Origin of the sequence: Streptomyces sp. B1866, from assembly GCF_031932565.1 — a bacterium.
Classification (GTDB): Bacteria; Actinomycetota; Actinomycetes; order Streptomycetales; family Streptomycetaceae; genus Streptomyces.
In genome coordinates, this window is the sequence record NZ_JAVSCF010000037.1 from 1 (window position 1) to 16,551 (window position 16,551).

The 16,551-nt window shown below is 71.4% G+C and carries 19 protein-coding genes and 3 pseudogenes; 10 read left to right on the plus strand and 12 right to left on the minus strand.

What is annotated here, in order from left to right:
• On the plus strand, positions 1 to 574 hold a 574-nt coding region (locus RKE29_RS08260), incomplete at its 5' end, for an ATP-binding protein (RefSeq protein ID WP_312004424.1).
• Positions 575 to 625: 51 nt separating this feature from the next.
• Here the strand turns inward: RKE29_RS08260 and RKE29_RS08265 are convergent.
• Positions 626 to 2,914: a peptidoglycan recognition protein gene (locus RKE29_RS08265; RefSeq protein ID WP_312004425.1), complete on the minus strand. Its 2,289-nt coding sequence runs from the start codon at positions 2,912 to 2,914 to the stop codon at positions 626 to 628.
• Between the two features lie 96 nt (positions 2,915 to 3,010).
• Between RKE29_RS08265 and RKE29_RS08270 the strand changes: the two are divergent.
• Together RKE29_RS08270 and RKE29_RS08275 are read left to right on the plus strand one after the other, a co-directional pair.
• A pseudogene (locus RKE29_RS08270) lies at positions 3,011 to 3,154 on the plus strand (IS5/IS1182 family transposase); the annotation flags it as partial.
• Between the two features lie 435 nt (positions 3,155 to 3,589).
• Complete coding sequence (locus tag RKE29_RS08275) at positions 3,590 to 4,618, plus strand: hypothetical protein (protein ID WP_312004426.1); 1,029 nt, start codon at positions 3,590 to 3,592, stop codon at positions 4,616 to 4,618.
• Positions 4,619 to 5,028: 410 nt separating this feature from the next.
• Here RKE29_RS08275 and RKE29_RS08280 read toward each other — a convergent pair whose 3' ends face one another.
• Genes RKE29_RS08280 through RKE29_RS08290 form a run of 3 tightly spaced genes read right to left on the minus strand, consistent with a single transcriptional unit; the run spans position 5,029 to position 6,241 of the window.
• The gene (locus tag RKE29_RS08280) at positions 5,029 to 5,514 is read right to left on the minus strand and encodes a hypothetical protein (protein ID WP_312004427.1); all 486 of its coding nucleotides are present in this window, start codon (positions 5,512 to 5,514) and stop codon (positions 5,029 to 5,031) included.
• A complete protein-coding gene (locus RKE29_RS08285; protein ID WP_312004428.1) occupies positions 5,511 to 6,008 on the minus strand; it encodes a hypothetical protein in 498 nt (165 codons plus the stop codon). Before RKE29_RS08285 ends, RKE29_RS08280 begins: the two co-directional genes overlap by 4 nt.
• A gap of 38 nt (positions 6,009 to 6,046) precedes the next feature.
• Positions 6,047 to 6,241, minus strand: coding sequence for a hypothetical protein (locus RKE29_RS08290; RefSeq protein WP_312004429.1), 195 nt, complete (start codon positions 6,239 to 6,241; stop codon positions 6,047 to 6,049).
• Positions 6,242 to 6,798: 557 nt separating this feature from the next.
• Here RKE29_RS08290 and RKE29_RS08295 point away from each other — a divergent pair.
• Genes RKE29_RS08295 through RKE29_RS08310 form a run of 4 tightly spaced genes read left to right on the plus strand, consistent with a single transcriptional unit; the run spans position 6,799 to position 8,302 of the window.
• Entirely contained in the window at positions 6,799 to 7,641 is an 843-nt protein-coding gene (locus RKE29_RS08295; protein WP_312004430.1) for a helix-turn-helix transcriptional regulator, read from the plus strand.
• On the plus strand, positions 7,623 to 7,832 hold the full coding sequence (locus RKE29_RS08300; protein WP_312004431.1) for a DUF397 domain-containing protein: 210 nt from the start codon (positions 7,623 to 7,625) through the stop codon (positions 7,830 to 7,832). Before RKE29_RS08295 ends, RKE29_RS08300 begins: the two co-directional genes overlap by 19 nt.
• Positions 7,833 to 7,857: 25 nt before the next feature.
• Positions 7,858 to 8,067 (plus strand): DUF397 domain-containing protein, encoded by a 210-nt coding sequence (locus RKE29_RS08305; protein WP_312004432.1) that lies wholly within the window; start codon positions 7,858 to 7,860, stop codon positions 8,065 to 8,067.
• A 25-nt stretch (positions 8,068 to 8,092) separates the two neighbouring features.
• The gene (locus RKE29_RS08310) at positions 8,093 to 8,302 is read left to right on the plus strand and encodes a DUF397 domain-containing protein (RefSeq protein WP_312004433.1); all 210 of its coding nucleotides are present in this window, start codon (positions 8,093 to 8,095) and stop codon (positions 8,300 to 8,302) included.
• Between the two features lie 95 nt (positions 8,303 to 8,397).
• On the opposite strand, the gene RKE29_RS30775 is transcribed toward RKE29_RS08310, so the two are convergent.
• From RKE29_RS30775 to RKE29_RS08320, 3 genes and pseudogenes are all read right to left on the minus strand, one after another.
• The gene (locus tag RKE29_RS30775) at positions 8,398 to 8,745 is read right to left on the minus strand and encodes a DUF6332 family protein (protein ID WP_369016032.1); all 348 of its coding nucleotides are present in this window, start codon (positions 8,743 to 8,745) and stop codon (positions 8,398 to 8,400) included.
• Positions 8,746 to 9,033: 288 nt separating this feature from the next.
• Positions 9,034 to 9,567 (minus strand): NUDIX domain-containing protein, encoded by a 534-nt coding sequence (locus RKE29_RS08315; RefSeq protein ID WP_312004457.1) that lies wholly within the window; start codon positions 9,565 to 9,567, stop codon positions 9,034 to 9,036.
• A 165-nt stretch (positions 9,568 to 9,732) separates the two neighbouring features.
• Positions 9,733 to 9,897, minus strand: a pseudogene (locus RKE29_RS08320) (tetratricopeptide repeat protein); the annotation flags it as partial.
• 387 nt (positions 9,898 to 10,284) lie between these two features.
• Here RKE29_RS08320 and RKE29_RS08325 point away from each other — a divergent pair.
• From RKE29_RS08325 to RKE29_RS08335, 3 genes and pseudogenes are all read left to right on the plus strand, one after another.
• Positions 10,285 to 10,842, plus strand: a complete 558-nt coding sequence (locus RKE29_RS08325) for a DUF3291 domain-containing protein (RefSeq protein ID WP_312004434.1) — start codon at positions 10,285 to 10,287, stop codon at positions 10,840 to 10,842.
• A 166-nt stretch (positions 10,843 to 11,008) separates the two neighbouring features.
• Entirely contained in the window at positions 11,009 to 11,401 is a 393-nt protein-coding gene (locus RKE29_RS08330; RefSeq protein WP_312004435.1) for a transposase, read from the plus strand.
• Between the two features lie 173 nt (positions 11,402 to 11,574).
• Positions 11,575 to 12,427: pseudogene (locus tag RKE29_RS08335) on the plus strand (transposase); the annotation flags it as partial.
• 310 nt (positions 12,428 to 12,737) lie between these two features.
• Here the strand turns inward: RKE29_RS08335 and RKE29_RS08340 are convergent.
• From RKE29_RS08340 to RKE29_RS08360, 5 genes are all read right to left on the minus strand, one after another.
• Complete coding sequence (locus RKE29_RS08340; protein WP_312004436.1) at positions 12,738 to 13,337, minus strand: DUF5753 domain-containing protein; 600 nt, start codon at positions 13,335 to 13,337, stop codon at positions 12,738 to 12,740.
• A gap of 188 nt (positions 13,338 to 13,525) precedes the next feature.
• Positions 13,526 to 13,960, minus strand: coding sequence for an NUDIX domain-containing protein (locus RKE29_RS08345; RefSeq protein ID WP_312004437.1), 435 nt, complete (start codon positions 13,958 to 13,960; stop codon positions 13,526 to 13,528).
• A gap of 110 nt (positions 13,961 to 14,070) precedes the next feature.
• Complete coding sequence (locus tag RKE29_RS08350; protein ID WP_312004438.1) at positions 14,071 to 14,397, minus strand: MazG-like family protein; 327 nt, start codon at positions 14,395 to 14,397, stop codon at positions 14,071 to 14,073.
• Positions 14,398 to 14,446: 49 nt separating this feature from the next.
• Entirely contained in the window at positions 14,447 to 15,088 is a 642-nt protein-coding gene (locus RKE29_RS08355) for a UDP binding domain-containing protein (protein ID WP_312004439.1), read from the minus strand.
• Between the two features lie 194 nt (positions 15,089 to 15,282).
• The gene (locus RKE29_RS08360; protein WP_312004440.1) at positions 15,283 to 16,515 is read right to left on the minus strand and encodes a hypothetical protein; all 1,233 of its coding nucleotides are present in this window, start codon (positions 16,513 to 16,515) and stop codon (positions 15,283 to 15,285) included.
• Positions 16,516 to 16,551: the final 36 nt, after the last annotated feature.

Genomic DNA, 16,551 nt, shown 5'->3' on the forward strand with positions numbered 1-16,551 from the left:
GGACGGCATGAACCGCCTGACCCGGACTCTGACCACGGCTCTGGCCGTCGGCGGGGACGGCGAACCGGCCCGGCGGACACCGGACGGGAGCGGGTCGCCGGAGCGCCTGTGCGACGCGGTCACCGCCGCCATGCTGCCCGCCGACCGCCCGGCCCCGGACGACACCGCCCTGCTCGTCGCCCGCACCCACGCCCTGCCCGCCGAGTCCGTCGCCGTCTGGTCGCTGCCGGAGGAGGCGGTCGCCGCCTCCCAGGCGCGCGAGTGCATCCGCGAGCAGCTGGCCGCCTGGGACCTTACGGAGCTGGAGACGACGACCGAGCTGATCGCCAGCGAGCTGGTCGGCAACGTGGTCCGGCACGCGTCGGGCCCGGTGGCCCTGCGTCTGCTGCGCAGCCGCACCCTGATCTGCGAGGTGTCCGACGGCTCCCCGACCACGCCGCACATCCGGCACCCGTCCGCCACCGACGAGGGCGGCCGGGGGCTCCAGCTCGTGGCCGCCATGGCCGAGCGCTGGGGCACCCGCTACACGGGCACCGGCAAGTGCATCTGGACCGAGCAGCCGATTCCCGCGTGACCGGGGCCCGGCCGGAGCTTCCGGCCGGGCCCGGCGAAGGCCGAGGGCCGGCTACTTCAGGTAGACCAGGCCGTCGGTGGTGACGGTGGGACGGCCGCTGGTGCCGACGACCACGACCCTGACGGTGTGCCGGGCGCTGGTGGACCAGGTCTTCGTCCAGATGGCGTCGCGGTACCTGGTGGTGGACGACCGCAGGTCCACCGTGGCGGCCTTCACCCCGTCCACGTACACGTACGCCTGGCCGGAGGTGGTGGCGCGGGAGACCACCCAGGCGGCCGAGCGGCCGGTGAAGGTCCAGCTCAGCGAGGCGTTCCGGGAGGAGCTGCTGTACGACCCGCCGCCCAGGTAGCTGGTGGAGGACCTGGTCGTCCAGGTGCCCGACCGGGCGGCGGAGGACTCCTGGAGGATCACCGGGGTGCCGCTGACCGAGGCCGCGCCGGTGTTGCCCGCCTGGTCGTAGGCCGTCAGCGACCAGGTGGTGGCGGCGCCGGAGCGGGCGGTGTGGTCGGCGCCGGTGACGGTGGGGCCGTAGGTACGGGCGACCGGCGCGGTCAGCCGCACCTCCTTCAGCGCGGCGTTGTCGGCCGCCTTCCACCGCAGGGCGAGCGGGACGGCGGTGGTGTTCACCGTGCCGGTGCGCAGGGAGAGGTTCGGCCGGGCGGGGAAGGTGGGCGCGGTGGTCTCGGCGACGACGGTCGCGGCCGGGGTGGTCGCGGTCCGCCCGGACTGGTGGACGGCCCGTACGGACACCTTGTGCGTGCCCGCCGCCAGGGTCGCCTTCGCGGAGGTCGCGGTGCCCGCGGCGGTGGCCGCCACCGTGCCGTCGACCAGCACCTCGTACCGCGTCACCAGCGCGGCCGGTGTGGTGGCCGACCAGGTCACCGTGATGCCGCCCTTGGTGTAGTACGTGGAGCCGGACAGGCCCGCGCCGCTGACGGACTTCCAGGTGAGCCCGGCGACCGGCCCGCCCGCCCAGGTGCGCAGCGTCGGGAGCCGGGCGTAGAAGGCGTCGCCCGGGCACTGGGTGTTGTAGCCGTCGCGGTGGCCGTGGACGGCGGGAAAGCTCAGCTGCGCGCCCTTGGCCCAGGACGTGCCGAAGTAGTTGGTGCCGTCCGCGCCCGCGGTCAGGGTCGTGGTGCCGGTCGGGTCCACGCCGTACTGGCCCAGCTTCCAGGCCGCGACGCGCGCCACGGACGCCATCGCCTCCTTCGACGGGGCGGCGTCCGTGTACGTGCCCAGGACGGATATGCCGGTGGTCTCGGAGTTGAAGCCGTACGCGTGCGCGCCCATCACCGGCAGGTCCACGCCGCCCTTGCGGCCCTCGTAGACGGTGCCGCACTTGTCGACCAGGAAGTTGTAGCCGATGTCCTTCCAGCCGAGTTGCTTCACGTGGTACGCGTAGATGCCCCGGACCACGGCCGGCGCCTGGTCGCACGTGTAGTCGTTGGACTCGGCGGTGTGGTGGACCACCACCGCCTTGATCCTGCCGCCGGGCAGGTAGCCCGGCTCCTCCGGGCTGATCGACTCGTCCGCGCCCCAGCCGGCGCGCGAAGTGATCGGCGGGCGGGGCACGGTCGACGGCGGGGCCGTCGGCACGCTCGCCGTGGGGGAGGGGGAGGCCGAGGGCGGCGCGGACGCGGACGCCGAGGGCGACGCGCTGGGGCTTGTGGTCTCGCCGGGCGCCGTGGGCGAGCCGGAGCCGGTCGGCTCGGCGCTCGGCGACTGGGACGGTTCGGACGGGGACGCCTCCGGCGTGGTCTGCGCCGGGGACTCCGGCGAGGACGGCGCCGGGGATTCGGCGGCGCCCGTCGGCTCCAGCGCGTACGCGGCGGGCTCCAGCGCCGCCGCCCCGCCGCCCGGGTCGATCATGTCCAGCCGCAGCCCGCCGGGCAGCCGGCCCGCGCCCTTGCCGCTCCTGCTTCCGCTTCCGCTGACGCGTATCTCGACCCCGTCGGACGGACCCACCCAGACCGGCTCCGTGCCGCCGCGCACCGCTCCGGCCTCGCCCTGCCCGCCGGCCCCGTCCAGCGTCAGCCACGGCGACCAGGCGCCCGACTCCGCGTCCCGGGTCCGGGCCTGGAACGTGCCGGCCGGCCGCGCCGACGGCTCCGCCCAGGTGATCCCGAGCACGCTGAACGGCTTGGTGTCCCGCCGGCCGAGCCGGGCGGCCGCGCCGTCGGCGGCCGTCACCAGCGCGGCCGTACGGGCCGTACTCCTGACCGGGCCGGGCCTGTCCCCGGCCCCGGCGCTCTCCGCGGGCCCGCTCACACCCTGCACGACCAGGGCTCCGCACACGCCCGCGGCCACCACGGCGGCCGTCCCCCACCAACGACGTCTCATACTGAGCCCTTCGCCTGACTGACGGGGAATTCTAGACATGGGGGAATCGCGTCTGTCCGCCGGTGGTGTCCCTCGACTCCTCTCAGAGGGCCTGCCGTGGCCTCCCGGCAGGCCCTCTCGCACACCTTCTCCCGGATGAAGAACTACAAGATCCTCCGCGACTGCCGACAGCGCGGCGACGGCCTCCACCACCCCGTCCAGGCCATCGCCCGCATGCACAACCTCGCCCTCGCCGCATGATCAGCACACCCCACCAACACACCCCAACCTGCCTGCACACAGCCTTCTGCAACACGCTTTAGTCAGCCGCGTGACAATCCATAGGCTCCCCGGTGCGCGCAGCGCCGCCTTTTCCCGGATTGCGTCCCGACTGCGGATGGTGGGCCGGTGGTTGCAGGTGCCACGGTACGAAGGTCCGGGGAGGCCCCGGGCGGGACGAGAGAGCCGTGGGAGGCTGTCATGACAGAAGAATTACGCGGCGTCAGCAGACGCACCGTCCTTCGCGGAACGGCCGCCGGAGCCGTGGTCGCCGGGGCCAGTGTGGCCGCCGGTGCCACGGTGATGGCCGCTGGCCGGTCCTCCTCCCGGGTGACCGCGACTCAGGTGAGCAGCCCCGACGGGTCTCTGATCATGGGGAGACTGATCGCTGCCAACCGGTACGGCGATGCTGTGGGAATGGGCTCCTCGCCGCGGAATCCGAGGCTGGGGCTGCTGTGGACGAACGGCCGGCTCATCGAGCTGGAGCGCAACCAGCCGGGCGGCGATGTCCGGCCGGAGGGCATCAACGACCGGGGGCAGGTCATCGGCACCGAGTACCCGGACTGGGACGGCAGGGTGGGCGTTGCCACCCGGTGGGACCAGGGCGTACCCCATCCGCTCGGACCGTTCGCGGAGGGCGGGTCGTGCGGTGTGGCGATCAACAATCTCGGCCAGGCGCTGGTCATCAGCCGGTCCGTTCCCCCGGACCCGAGCCGCCCGGATGTGTTTGCCCCCTACGACCAGATGCACCTCGTTCCCCCGCGCGGGGGCCCGGCGATCAGAATCCGCCCGCCCGCCGGGGCACGGTCGTTTTCCTATGACTTCGGGATAAACGACCGCGGCCAGATCCTCGGTGACTACGCGACCGGCTCGGCCGGGTACTACTTCTTCTGGGACCGCGGCCGGACCATCGACCTTTCCAGCCTCGGGAACAACTCCTCGTGGACCAGCGCGACAGGACCCAACCGGCGCGGCCAGATCACCGGTATGGCCACCAGGCGGGCCTTCCTGTGGCAGCACGGGAAGCTGACCGTCCTCGGGCCGGAAGGCGCCTACAGCAGGGGCCGCGCCCTCAACAACCGCGGTGACGTGGTGGGTTACGTCTCCGTATCCAGGGATTCGCGACCCTACCTGTGGAGCGATGGCAGGGCCCTCGAACTGCCCGTCCCCGGCCAGGTCCCGGCGACCGCGCTGGACGTCAACGACCGCCGAGAGGTCGTGGGGCACTCCGAGTTCCACGGCACCACCAAGCCGAGGGCCTACCTGTGGCGCGACGGAGAACCCATCGACCTCGGCGTCCCTCCGGGCCACGACCTCAGCAGGGCGGAATTCATCAGCGAACGCGGCGACATCCTGGGCCACGCCGACCACGAGTTCTCTGGTTCCCTGAGCCCCAGGGTCCCCCCTCTGCCGGAACGGCGCATCTTCCACTGGACCGTTGACTGAGCCTGCCAAGCGCAGGGCGGGACCAGAGAGCCGTAGGAGGCTGGCATGACAGGAGAGTCGAGAGGAGCGCTTCCCCGCGTGCCCCGGGGCCTGTGAGCGGTCCGCGCCCCTGCCGACGGGACAGGCCCTGCCAGCGGGACAGGAGAGAGCACGTGGCCAGGGCCGGTAGACGTCGCGCCCTCGCACGACCGTCGGAGGGCCCGGCCGGTGGCTGTCCCTCGGCACCGGCCGGGCCCGCTGGGGGTGGCCCGGCCCGCCGCACCGCCACCGGACAGGACTCGGCAGGGCGGTACGGGCGGGCCGGGCCGGGGGGCGGGCGCGCCGGCCCGGCCATGTCCGGCTCGGGGGTTGCCGGAGAGGCCGACGGGCCCGCCCCCGTCTCAGGGGCCGTTCTCAGGAAGGCGGCGGTCTCACGGCGGTGGGGGTAGGCCCTTGACGTGTCGGCAGCGGCGTCCGCCGCGCGCGTCGGACAGCTTCAGCCGCCGCGCCGCGCCGCAGGTCAGGCACCGGCAGGACCAGGACACCGTGGCCCGGCCCGGGTAGGACTCGATCGGCTCGTACCCGGCCGCCCGCATTTCCGCGACGGCCTGCGCGGGCGTCACCGGGGAGGTACGCCGCTGGTTGCCCACCCGGCCGGGCCGCCCGACCCGGGGCGGCCGGGGGACGGGTACGGACTCGGCCTCCGGCTCGGGCGCGTGCCCCACCAGGTGCGGCGGCCCGCCGATCAGCGCGCCCAGGCTGACCGCGACCTTCCGGTGACAGCGGCAGGCGCAGCGGCCCGCGCGGCACAGGGCGTGCGCCTCCGCGACGCCGCCGGGCCGGAGGGCCGCCGCGCACTGCGCGGACAGCCACCCTCCGCCCGCGGTCCTGGCGGCCGGGGGCGGGAACCCGGTCACCCGGCCCACCCCTTCCCACACCGCACCCCGCCACCAGCCTCCGGGGCCTGGCCGCCGTCCGGGTCGGCCGGCAGCGCACCCCGGGCCTCGGCGATCTCCACCACCGCCGCCAGGCACTCCACCAGCCGGGCCAGCACGTACCGCAGCTGATAGACCTCGGCATTGCCGGTGACCAGCAGATCTTCGGTGTGCCCGAGCAGCACGCGGGCCATCTCCACCCGGGCCGCCTCCCCGGCATCGACCCGCTCCAGTCGCCTGCCCCGGCTCTCGGCCACCTTCACCACCCGGACCAGCGACCACACCAGCCGGACCACACCCGCCCGCAGCCGCCCGCCGTCCACCCGTACCCCCGACCCCAGCCACACCCGCGCCGCCCCCAGCACGCTGCGCGCCTGGCGCACCTGCGCTGCTTCCCAGGCGTCGGCCAGCGCGTCCACCAGCCCAGGACCGTGGCCGCCGGGGGCCGGGACGGTGTAGCAGGGCTTTCCGTCCACCGTGGCCCACGGCACCAAGCCCGGCCCCGTACCGCCGGTCACCGGTCCGCCCCCGGCCCGCGCTCCCGCCCGGTGTCCCGCATCCGGCACCGCAGGCACTCGCACCGTGGCCACTCGCACGACACCGGGGCGAAGCCGCTGCCCGCCTTGCTGACGTACGACACCGAGCTGACCTCGGACCGCTCCCCGGTCTCCGGGTTGAACCGGTAGACCCGAATCCGCATCATCGCCATGTCGTCACCCCCGCCCGCGCGACGCGCACGCCGTGAATCCGGCGCGGCCCCACGTCGACGCCGTACGCGGCCAGCCACGCCGCCCACCGCCGCCGACGCCGCAACCACCGCTCCGCGCGCGCCGCCCGCGCGCCCGGGGGCCCGTACGGCCATGACCGGCGCGCTCCCGCGTACGGGGCGGCGCGCAGCGCGTCGGCGCGCCCGCCCGCGCAACGGCCAGCCGTGCCCGGCAGTAACAGCCTCAGCAGTCCCACCAGGATCTTGCGGCTGATATGCGGCATGTTCGTCAACTCCCTTGTTCAGCCCCGGGGTTCGGGCGGAGACTGCGGAGCGTCGCGGACTCCGACTCCCCTGATCCCCTCGGCCGCAGGCGGTCCCTCCGTCGCCGCGGGTTCCGCTCCGTCCGGCCAACGCCCGTACGAGGTGCGGGGCTTGGGCTACTGTGCGTGTTCCGGGTATGACGAGCATGGACCTGGAACAGCGCACAAACGCCGCTGACGTGCTGACTCTCACGTCACTATGCGTTACTTCCGCATTCTCACCAGAGGAGGAGCCCCATGCCGCCGAGGCGAGTGATCACCGGTCGGAGCCAGGAGCCGCGCAGACGGTACGCGGAGGAGCTGCGCGCTCTGCGCACCGCGAAGGGCGACAGCCTGCGGAAGCTGGGCGAGGCGCTGGGGTGGGATCCGTCGCTGTTCAGCAAGCTGGAGAGCGGGGACACCCTGGGCGGTCCGGAGGTCGCGGAAGCCCTCGACCGGTATTACGGGACGCCCGGCCTCCTGCTCGCCCTCTGGGAGCTGGCGCTCAGCGACCCCAGCCAGTTCCGCGAGCAGTACCGCCGTTACATGCTCCTGGAGGCCGAGGCGGCGAGCCTCTGGCACTACGCCGTGAGCGTCCCGCCCGGACTGCTCCAGACGGAGGCGTACGCGCGCGAGTTGCTGGCGGCGGGCGGTGCCCGGGAGCAGGAGCTGACCAGGCAGATCGACGCCCGGATCGGGCGGCGCGAGCTGCTGAACGGCAGCGACGCGCCGCCCTTCCGCACGATTCTGTCCGAGGCGGTGCTGCGCGCGCCGCTGCGCGACCCGGGGGAGTGGCAGGAGCAGCTTGAACACCTGGCCGAGGCGAGCGAGCGGCCGAACGTCACGCTCCAGGTGCTGCCGCTCGGCTCCTGCCTGCACGGGCTGGCGAGCACCGCCGTGATGTTCCTGCGCCTGCTGGACGGGCGCACGGTGGCTTACACCGAGAACGACCACCGCGGCGAACTGATCGAGGATCCGGCCTCCGTTGAGCGCCTGCAACGCCGGTACGATGCGGTGCGCGACATGGCGTTGACCCCTGCCGAGTCGCGGAAGTTCATCGGCCGGATGTTGGAGGACCTACCGTGCAGCCCATCGACCTGAGTGCCGCCGCGTGGCGCAAGAGCTCGTACAGCAACAGTGACGGCGGCGAGTGCGTCGAGGTGGCTGACGGCTTCTCGGCGGTCGTGCCCGTCCGGGACAGCAAGGTTCCGGGCGGCGCGGCGCGGGCCTGCGAGGCGGCCGCGTGGTCGTCGGTCGTGACCGCCGTCAAGCGCGGGGATCTCCCTGCCTGAAGCTCCGCACCCGGAAGGAGTCGCCGTGCAGCCCATCGACCTGAGTGCCGCCGCGTGGCGCAAGAGCTCGTACAGCAACACTGACGGCGGCGAGTGCGTCGAGGTGGCCGACGGCTTCCCGGCGGTCGTGCCCGTCCGTGACAGCAAGGTTCCGGGCGGCGCGGCGCTGGTCTTCGAGTCGGCCGCGTGGTCGTCGTTCGTGACCGCCGTCAAGCGCGGGGATCTCCCTGCCTGAAGCTCCGCACCCGGAAGGAGTCGCCGTGCAGCCCATCGACCTGAGTGCCGCCGCGTGGCGCAAGAGCTCGTACAGCAACACCGACGGCGGCCAGTGCGTCGAGGTGGCTGACGGCTTCCCGGCGGTCGTGCCCGTCCGTGACAGCAAGGTCCCGGACGGCGCGGCGCTGGTCTTCGAGTCGGCCGCGTGGTCGTCGTTCGTCACCGCCGTCAAGCGCGGGAAGTTCCCCGCCTGAGCCACAAAGAGCCCGCAAGGGGAAGAGAAGTGGTGCGGGATCAACCGTAACGGCGTGGCGTAGTTGTAAGAGCGCCCCTTGGGATCCTGGATCCTTCAGGGGCGCTCACTGCGCTCCTTAAGGGCTGTCCGTAGCTTGAGAAGGATATAGCTGACCTGGATCGTAAATCCCAGTGCAGATGCTGTCGCGGCTGAAATAAACAGGGCTGTCTCGATTCGGCTTCCCAGGCTCCACAGTAGGGCAGGGCCCGCCACGAGAAAATAGATTAACGCTGCTACGAAGGCGCCGGCGAAAACCGAATAGATGATTTCTACTGTTATCGCGTCGCGGAGGGCTTGGGGCCTCGGCTGACCTTCTTGCTGGCGCCTGCCGGTCTGTGACATGTACGTATCCTGCCATCCTTCACGCACTAGGGCACGGTGGCGCTGTATCCACAGCGCCATACTAGCCAGTTAGACCGGGGCCTCTCGCACTTGCCGAGCGGCCCGTCCATGCTCGCCAGTGGGCCGCCCCGTCGTACGCGAGGCGCGCCACGTTTTTCTCCCGCTCCTGGGGGCCGTTGCGGACGATCTCGTCCCAGGTGGCGGCGTTCGCCTGGGAGAAGGCCGCCCCCGACGCGGCGGGCGCGGTCGCTGACGCGCCCGACATCGGCCGCCCGGTCCCGCTCGCCGGGCGGCCCGGGTGCGGACCGCGGGGACCGGACCAGTCACCGCGCCGGGCTCTCGCAATCGCTACTTCCAGCCGTCCAGAGACACCTGGGGCCCGCCGCTGAGGTAGCGGTGAAGGGCGCTGGCGGTGGTCTCCACGAAGTCCTCGGGGATGGTGTCCGCGTCGACCCAACGGACGTGAGCGTGCTTGTGCGGTTCGCGGTTTTCGGGCTCGCCGGCCCACTCGTGGGCGACGAAGACGATCGTGAGGAAGCCGTTTGGCGCCTCCACGCCCCAGGCGCCGTGGATGACGTGGGCGACCTTCAGCGCGTCCGGCTTCACGGTCAGACCGGATTCCTCGTACAGCTCACGTACGGCCGTTTCGGTGATCGGCTCGCCGGGCTCGCTCTTGCCGACCGGGAGGTCCCACTTGCCCTTGGCGAATTTGGCCTGGTCGCTGCGCTGGAGGAGGACTACGCGGTTGGTGGCCTTGTCGTGGACGATGACGGCGGCGACCAGCAGGGTCATGGACTCCAGAGCGGGCCTGAGTGCCTTGGGCTGGTCATCGGTAGTCGGCTGAGCCACGGTGATCCCTTCGTCGGCCGGGTTGGTGGGGATGCTAAAGGCTGTCCCGCAATCCCTGGCGGGCTCCCGACGCCAGCTACGGCCACTCGCGGCGTTGGCGAAACGTCCGAATAGAACCACTATTCGGACGCTCCGCCGCCTTGCGATTGACCGCATCTGACGCCGCTCGCTGATCCACCAGGGATTACGGGACAGCCTTTAGGCGAGCGCCTCTCGGGCGCGACGGGCGAGCTCTGCGGCACCGGTCACTTTGCGCCTCTGGTAGACGGCCAGGGTCGATCGGATGGAGGTGATCGCCTTGCGGGTGCGGTCGGAGGTCATGCCCTCCATCAGCGTGAGGGCCTCGTTCCAGGCGGCGACGGAGACGACCGGACCCGGCCCGTCAGGGCTCCGTCGCCGGGGAGCCCCGCGGACCGGGTGCGGACCGGCAGGCAGCCGGAGGGGCATGGCGGGCGAACCGATCGGCCGAAGCGGATCCATGGCACCCCGCGGCCTGCCCCGCCCGTCACCGCCCCAGCCCCCAATGACCGGTGCGAGAGGCCATGTGGACAGGGAAAACGCAACTTCGACACGGCCCGCAGAGGCAGCTACCTTCACCTGGTCTTCGGCGGTCGCCCACGGTCGCACAGGAGTTCCTTCGGGCTGAGCCACCCGCGACGGGATGAGCTGGTCACGCCCCCGAAACCTCGCTCCATGCGTAAGCCACCGAACCGGATCCACACCAGGCACCCCCCAACCAGGGAGAGACGCATGCCCCACATTGCGCTGTACACGTTCGGCGTCCTGAAGTCGCCTCTCGCCGATCCCGCACCTCTCACGCGCGAATTCCACGACAGCAGCGAGGCCGTCTACCGGACGATCAGCCAGCACCCCGGGTACCTCGCTCGTGCTGAAGCGGCAGACGGCGACCGGGGCACACATTTCGACTTGGACTGGGGTGCATGGGGGGAGTTCGCCGTACCGGCCTGGTACGGCAAGGGCCACACGGTGGAAACCATCGCCCTGGCCGCGACCCTCTCACTCTGGACCGACGTGCGCCCCGCCTTCGACGCCATCTACACCGGTCTGCACCGTGCGGCGCTGAACAGGCGTCACGACTGGTTCGAGAGGACAGGGCACCCGGGATACGTGTGCTGGTGGGTCTCCGACGGCGTGATACCCACCTGGCAGGACGGGGTTTCCAGGCTGGAACACCTCCACGACCACGGCCCCGCGCCGCACGCCTTCACCTTCCACCACTCGTTCGCTCCGGAGGGGACCCCGACCAGGATCGAGGGCATCGGGCCGAAGAGCGGCCAGGTGCGCTGACAGGGCGGCCTGAACGACTGGGTCCGGGTCGGCTACGGGCCGTACCCGCGCGGGTGCCGTCCGGGCCGTCGCGGACAAGCCGAACCCGGCCCTCCCTGTCAGTCTGTGGTGAGACACCCGGTATGCCGGGTTATCCTTCCTGGGCGAGACAGGAGCACCACCCCAGATGACCAGCACGAACGGCCCGATAGCCGAGTCCGAGGACCCGGCACCGAGACCGACCCGCCGCCGCTTTTCCCCCGAGTACAAGCTGCGCATGGTCGCCGAGTACGACGCCGCCCCGACCGGGGAGAAAGGCGCGATCCTGCGCCGTGAGCGGCTGTACCACTCCCACATCATGGAGTGGCGGGCCGCCCGGGACGCCGGGGCGATGACTACCCTGACCGACCAGCGCACCAGCCCGGCCCGGCCGAAGAAGGCCGCGGAAGCAGCCGAGCTGGAACGGCTGCGGAAGAAGGTCGCCCGGTTGGAGAAGGACCTGGCCAAGCGGGATGCCGCGCTGCAGGTCATGGGAAAAGCTTCCGCGCTCTTGGAACTGCTTGCCGAGAGCGCGGACTGACCCGCACCGCCGAGCCGGTCGTGGACGAGGCGTTCACCGGCATCAGGGCCAAGCTGGGCACCGCGGCAGCCTGCCGGCTGACCGGCCGCTCACGAGCCACGCACTACCGAAACCAAAGGCCCCGCCCGCCGGTGGAGCCGAAGCCGCGTCCGGCTCCGCCGTCAGCCCTCTCAGCAGCCGAACGGGCCGCGGTGCTCCAGCTGCTGAACCGGCCGGAGTACGCCGATCTGCCTCCCGCCCAGGTGTGGGCGCGCGAGCTGGACGCCGGCACCTACTGGTGTTCGCCCTCGACGATGTACCGGATCCTGCGGGCCGCCGGGCAGAACGGCGACCGCCGCCGCCAGGCCACCCACCCGGCGAAGGTCAAGCCGGAGCTGGTCGCCGACGGCCCCTCGCAGGTCTGGTCGTGGGACATCACCAAGCTGCGCGGGCCGGGCAAGGGCGACTGGTACCACTTGTACGTGCTGATCGACATCTACAGCCGATACGTGGGCCGGCTGGACGGTGGCAGCACGCGAAGACAGCCTCCTCGCCGAGGAATTGATCCGTGCGGCCATCGAGGCCAACGGCGTCGTGCCGCACACCGTGCACGCCGACCGGGGCACTTCGATGACCTCCAAGCCGGTCGCCCAGCTCCTGACCGACCTCGGCGTCACCCGCTCCCACTCCCGGCCCAAGACCTCCAACGACAACCCCTACAGCGAGGCACACTTCAAGACCATCAAGTACAGCGGCGACTTCCCCCGACGGTTCGGCTCCCTGCAGCACGCCCGCGACTGGTGCGACGGTTTACTCACCTACTACAACCACGAGCACCGGCACTCGGCAATCGGCCTGCACACCCCGGCCAGCGTCCACTTCGGCACCGCCGACCTCGTCCGCCAGCAGCGCGCGGTCACCCTCGCCCAGGCGTACGCGGCGCACCCCGAACGCTTCGGCCGCCGACCCCAGCCCCCGAAACTGCCCACGGCCGTGTGGATCAACGACCCCCGAACCGAGACAGAACCCCAGAAACAGAACCCATAACCTCAAACTGTCTCATTTGACTTGACAGCTTCCGCGGTCCGCCGGAGACCCCTGGCAGGGATCTCGGCGGACCGGGTTCGGGAGGGAAGACCGCCGCCGCCCCGAGGGCCGTGGGGCGGCGGTAACAGACGGGTTCAGGCCTTCTTGGTCTCCCAGTAACAGGCCGGGTCGGCGGCCTGCGGCGATTCCTGCTGCGGGCCGCTGACCTGGCCTTTTGGCGATGGGTGGCGTTGGCTTCCGACGGGGGTGATCGACCCTCTTGCGGACTGTGTGCGGACTGCGGCGGTGCTCGTTGTCCACACTGGTGGCCTTACTCCTCCGGCGTGGTACTGGTCCAGAAGGAGTGGGCCTTCCTCACGAGCTCCTTGGCGGCGTCGCCGTACGATGCCGCGCTACTCAGCGCGGCGAAGGCTTTGCCGTAGAGGTCGAGCTCACTCCGTTCCGTGATGTCCACGGAGGAGGAGACGAGTTCGACGTGGACCCGGTCACCGTCACCGTAGATGTTGAAGCCGTGGACGGGAAACAAGTCCACCCGTGCGGTGGAGGGAAGCATCCCGAGCGTGAGGGATGGCAGGTCGAAGTCTCGCAGGAGGCGTTCGATCTGCCCTCGCATGACATCAGGCCCGCCGACGTTCGTGTAGAGAGCTTGTTCACCGAGAACGACGTTGTAGTGGTGCTTGCCGTCGTATAGAACTTGCTGCCGCTGCATGCGCTTGGCGACGCCAGCCGGAACGTCGTTCGGGACGCCAAGGAAGTCGACGACCTGGGTGAGAATCACGGTGGCGTACGCCTCGGTCTGGAGGGTGCCCCAGATCATCGTGGGTACGTATGCCATGCCATCGCGGGTGTCCTGGTACCAGCGGACCACGTCGTCCTGGATCGCTTCCGTACCGGTGGACAGACGCTCCACCCAGGGAACTGAACTCGTCACCGTATCCCCTCCTGAATCGTGCTACAGGACGGCTTCGGCGGCGCCGCCGTCCCGGTCGAGGATGGCATCGGACGTCGAGGTCACGTAAGGCTGGGAACGGGTCAGGCGACGCGCTCAAAACTTGATGTCAAGACACGCTGGGTTTCGCCCGCCAGCTGTAGGGGGCGTCACCGGCGGTGTGGGACACGGATGGCTTCCCGGCACCACGGGGGCACCCGAAGCCGGGGCAGCGTCGTCGTCGGGAACCAGTGGAGCATGATGCCCTCGGTGAGCGGTAGGGCGTGGGCGTCGCCGTCCCACTGGCCGTGGAAGACGGCGACGGGGCCTTTACCGAGGTGTTCGGAGTTGTTCTGCCGGACGGTGGTGAGCGGGGTGAGCGGCACCGTCAGGCCGGTCTCCTCCTTCAGCTCCCGGGCGATGGCGGCGTCCAGGGGTTCGCCCGGGTCGGGGTGGCCGCCGATGAGGGCCCAGTAGCCGGGCCAGCAGATGCCTTCGATGTCGTCTCGCAGGTGCAGCAGGTACTCGCCCTGGCTGTTGGTGATGAGTGCGGCCACGCCTGGGCCGGGGGTCGGGCCTGTGGGCTGGGATGGGGCGTCTGTCATGTCCTCCCTTTCCGATGGCCATGGTGCAACGGTCGGCGTACGGCTCAAAGGGTGCGACACGAAGCTGGCGGCCGTGCCTTCGGGTACGGCCGCCAGCGGGTAAGGGGGCGTCAGGCGGCTGCGGCTTCGCGGCCCCGGCGAGTGCGGCGGTGGAAGATCTCCTCGAAGGTCGCGCGGGCGCGATCCGGGTCGATGTAGTGGATGGCCAGCAGGGCGGCGATGACGGCTCCGACGAGGTCGTTCTGCACCTCGTCCCAGCCGTGCGCGTCGCCGCACGTCGTTAAGCCCTTCAGGCCATGCAGGGCGTGCATGGCCTCGCCCGCCTCCTCGGCGACCTTGCCGACCTGGAGGCTTTTCAGCTCCTCGGGTGGGAGGTGTTCACCGGCCTTGCGGCAGACGGCGGACAGCTTCGTGATGTCGTCCCACAGGTCGTTCATGTCGGATCTCCCATCTGTAGGTGCCGGGCCCGGGACGGGCCCGGCTGGGCTATTCCTGGGCGGGGCGGCCGAGCTGGCGTACGGTCCAGCCGGCCGCGCGCCAGAGGTCGGCGTGGAGGAGGTTGCGCAGGTCGACCAGGACCGGTGCCGCGACCATGGCGGCCAGGGCCTTGGGGTCGGCGTCGCGGAACTGAGGCCATTCGGTGGCCAGCACGATCAGCTCCGCTCCCTTGGCGGACTCTTCCAGGTCCTCGGCGTAGTCGAGTTGGGGATGGCGTACCAGGGCGGTGGGGACGGCGTGGGGGTCGTGGACGGTGACCGTCGCGCCGCGCTGGTGCATCAGGGCGGCGATGGCGAGGGCGGGTGATTCCCGTACGTCGTCGGTGCCCGCCTTGAAGGAGGCGCCCCAGACGGTGACGCGTACGCCGGTCACCGGTCGGCCGAGGGTCTGCTCGATGAGGGCGAGTGCGGCGGCGGGGCGGGACTCGTTGACCCGTTCGGCCGCCCGGAGCAGGGCGGCGGCGTCGAGGGCGCCGAGGGCCTGTGCGGAGGCGGTGAAGGCGCGTACGTCCTTCGGCAGGCAGCCGCCGCCGTAGCCGGGTCCGGCGTTGAGGCCGCCCCGGCCGATGCGCGGGTCGAGGCCGATGGCCTCGGTGAGCTGGTGGACGTCGGCCCCGGCGGCGGTGCACATGTCGGCGACGCCGTTTCGTGGCCGATCTCGGCCATCGCCGCGGCGTGCGGGATGCCCAGGTGTCCGCAGCCGATGACGGATACGCGCATGGCGCCCACGCTCCTTTCCCTTGGTGCCCGCCCGGGTGATCCGGGCCGGTCAGGGGCGCCACGCTAGCGCCCACCACCGGCCCGGATCTCATCGTCCATGGCCCGTCAGCGGCCGTTTTCGGCCAGTAGGGTGACGAGTTCGGGCAGGCCCTCGGCAGCCGGTTTCCGGCATACGAGGTCACCGTCCTGTGGCGCTTCCAGGGGGTAGGGGCGGAACGTGCCGTCATGCCAGAAGCCCTCGGGGTCGAGGTAGACGACGCGCATGCCGCGCTCGCGGGCGCGGGCCTGGACCCTGCGGCGGTCGGCGTGCAGACCCACCACCAGCAGGGCCTTCGCTCCCTCCACCCACTCCACGTCCGGGACGGCCTGGTCGTAGCGGCGCATGAAGCACTCGCGCAGGCCCGCGCGGGCCGCCAGCACGTCGAAGTTGTTCGTGATCACCGGGCCGACCAGGTGCCCTGCGTCCTGGAGCGCCTTGAGCGCGTGCATGGCGGGCGTGGGTTCCGCCAGGAAGCACGCCTTGAACATCTCCGTGAACTCGCCGGTCTTCTCCTCCGGCTCGGTCAGCACCTCGCGCAGCAACGGGTCGGATGCGGGGCTCAGGGTGAAGCGGTGCTCCCGCGGTTCGTCGCCCTGCCTGTCGGTGACGCGGTAGACCTCGTGGAGGCGGTGCAGCGGCGGGATGCCCGCCTCGACCGAGGTGCCGCAGCCGATCTCGACCTGGAAGGGCAGGTGGTCGGCCAGCACGGACAGGTCGGGAATCATGGTGGGCGTACCGGGTCGGCTTTTCACCCGGATACCGGTGGCGAGCACGTCCCAGGGCCGTTGCCGCACGACCGGCGGCGGCGTGTAGTCGGCCGAGGTGATCTGCACGTCCAGAGTGCGGTAGCCCTCGGGCAGGGTGCGACCTGCCACGACATCCTGCGGGTGCACGTCGTGCAGGGTCAGCACGCACCGGAGGTCACGCCGCGTCCACTGCGTGCCGATCGGTGCTGGCCGCCATCCGCCTGTCAGGAGCGCGGCCCGGACCGTGTCCTCGTGGGCGGCGATCTCGTCGCCGGGCGCCGTCGCGGAGTGGAACAGGTAGAGGTCGGTGAGGCCGATCGCCGGGGCGGCCGTCGTCGGCACCAGGCCGTACCGGTAGCGGTAGTGGAGCACGCGGCGCCGGGCGTCTTTCTCGCCGGTCCAGCCGGACTGCGCGGCGGTGGCCTGCTCCTGGGTACGGCGCCAGATCCCCTCCTCGATGTAGCGGGGGCGGTCGGCCCCACAGAAGTGGGTACCCCACTTCCGCTGCTGTAACGGAGTGAGCTGGTCGATGACGATGTACGGGATGTCCACGGTGTCCCTCTCCTCGTGGTGTGGTCCGTCGGCCGG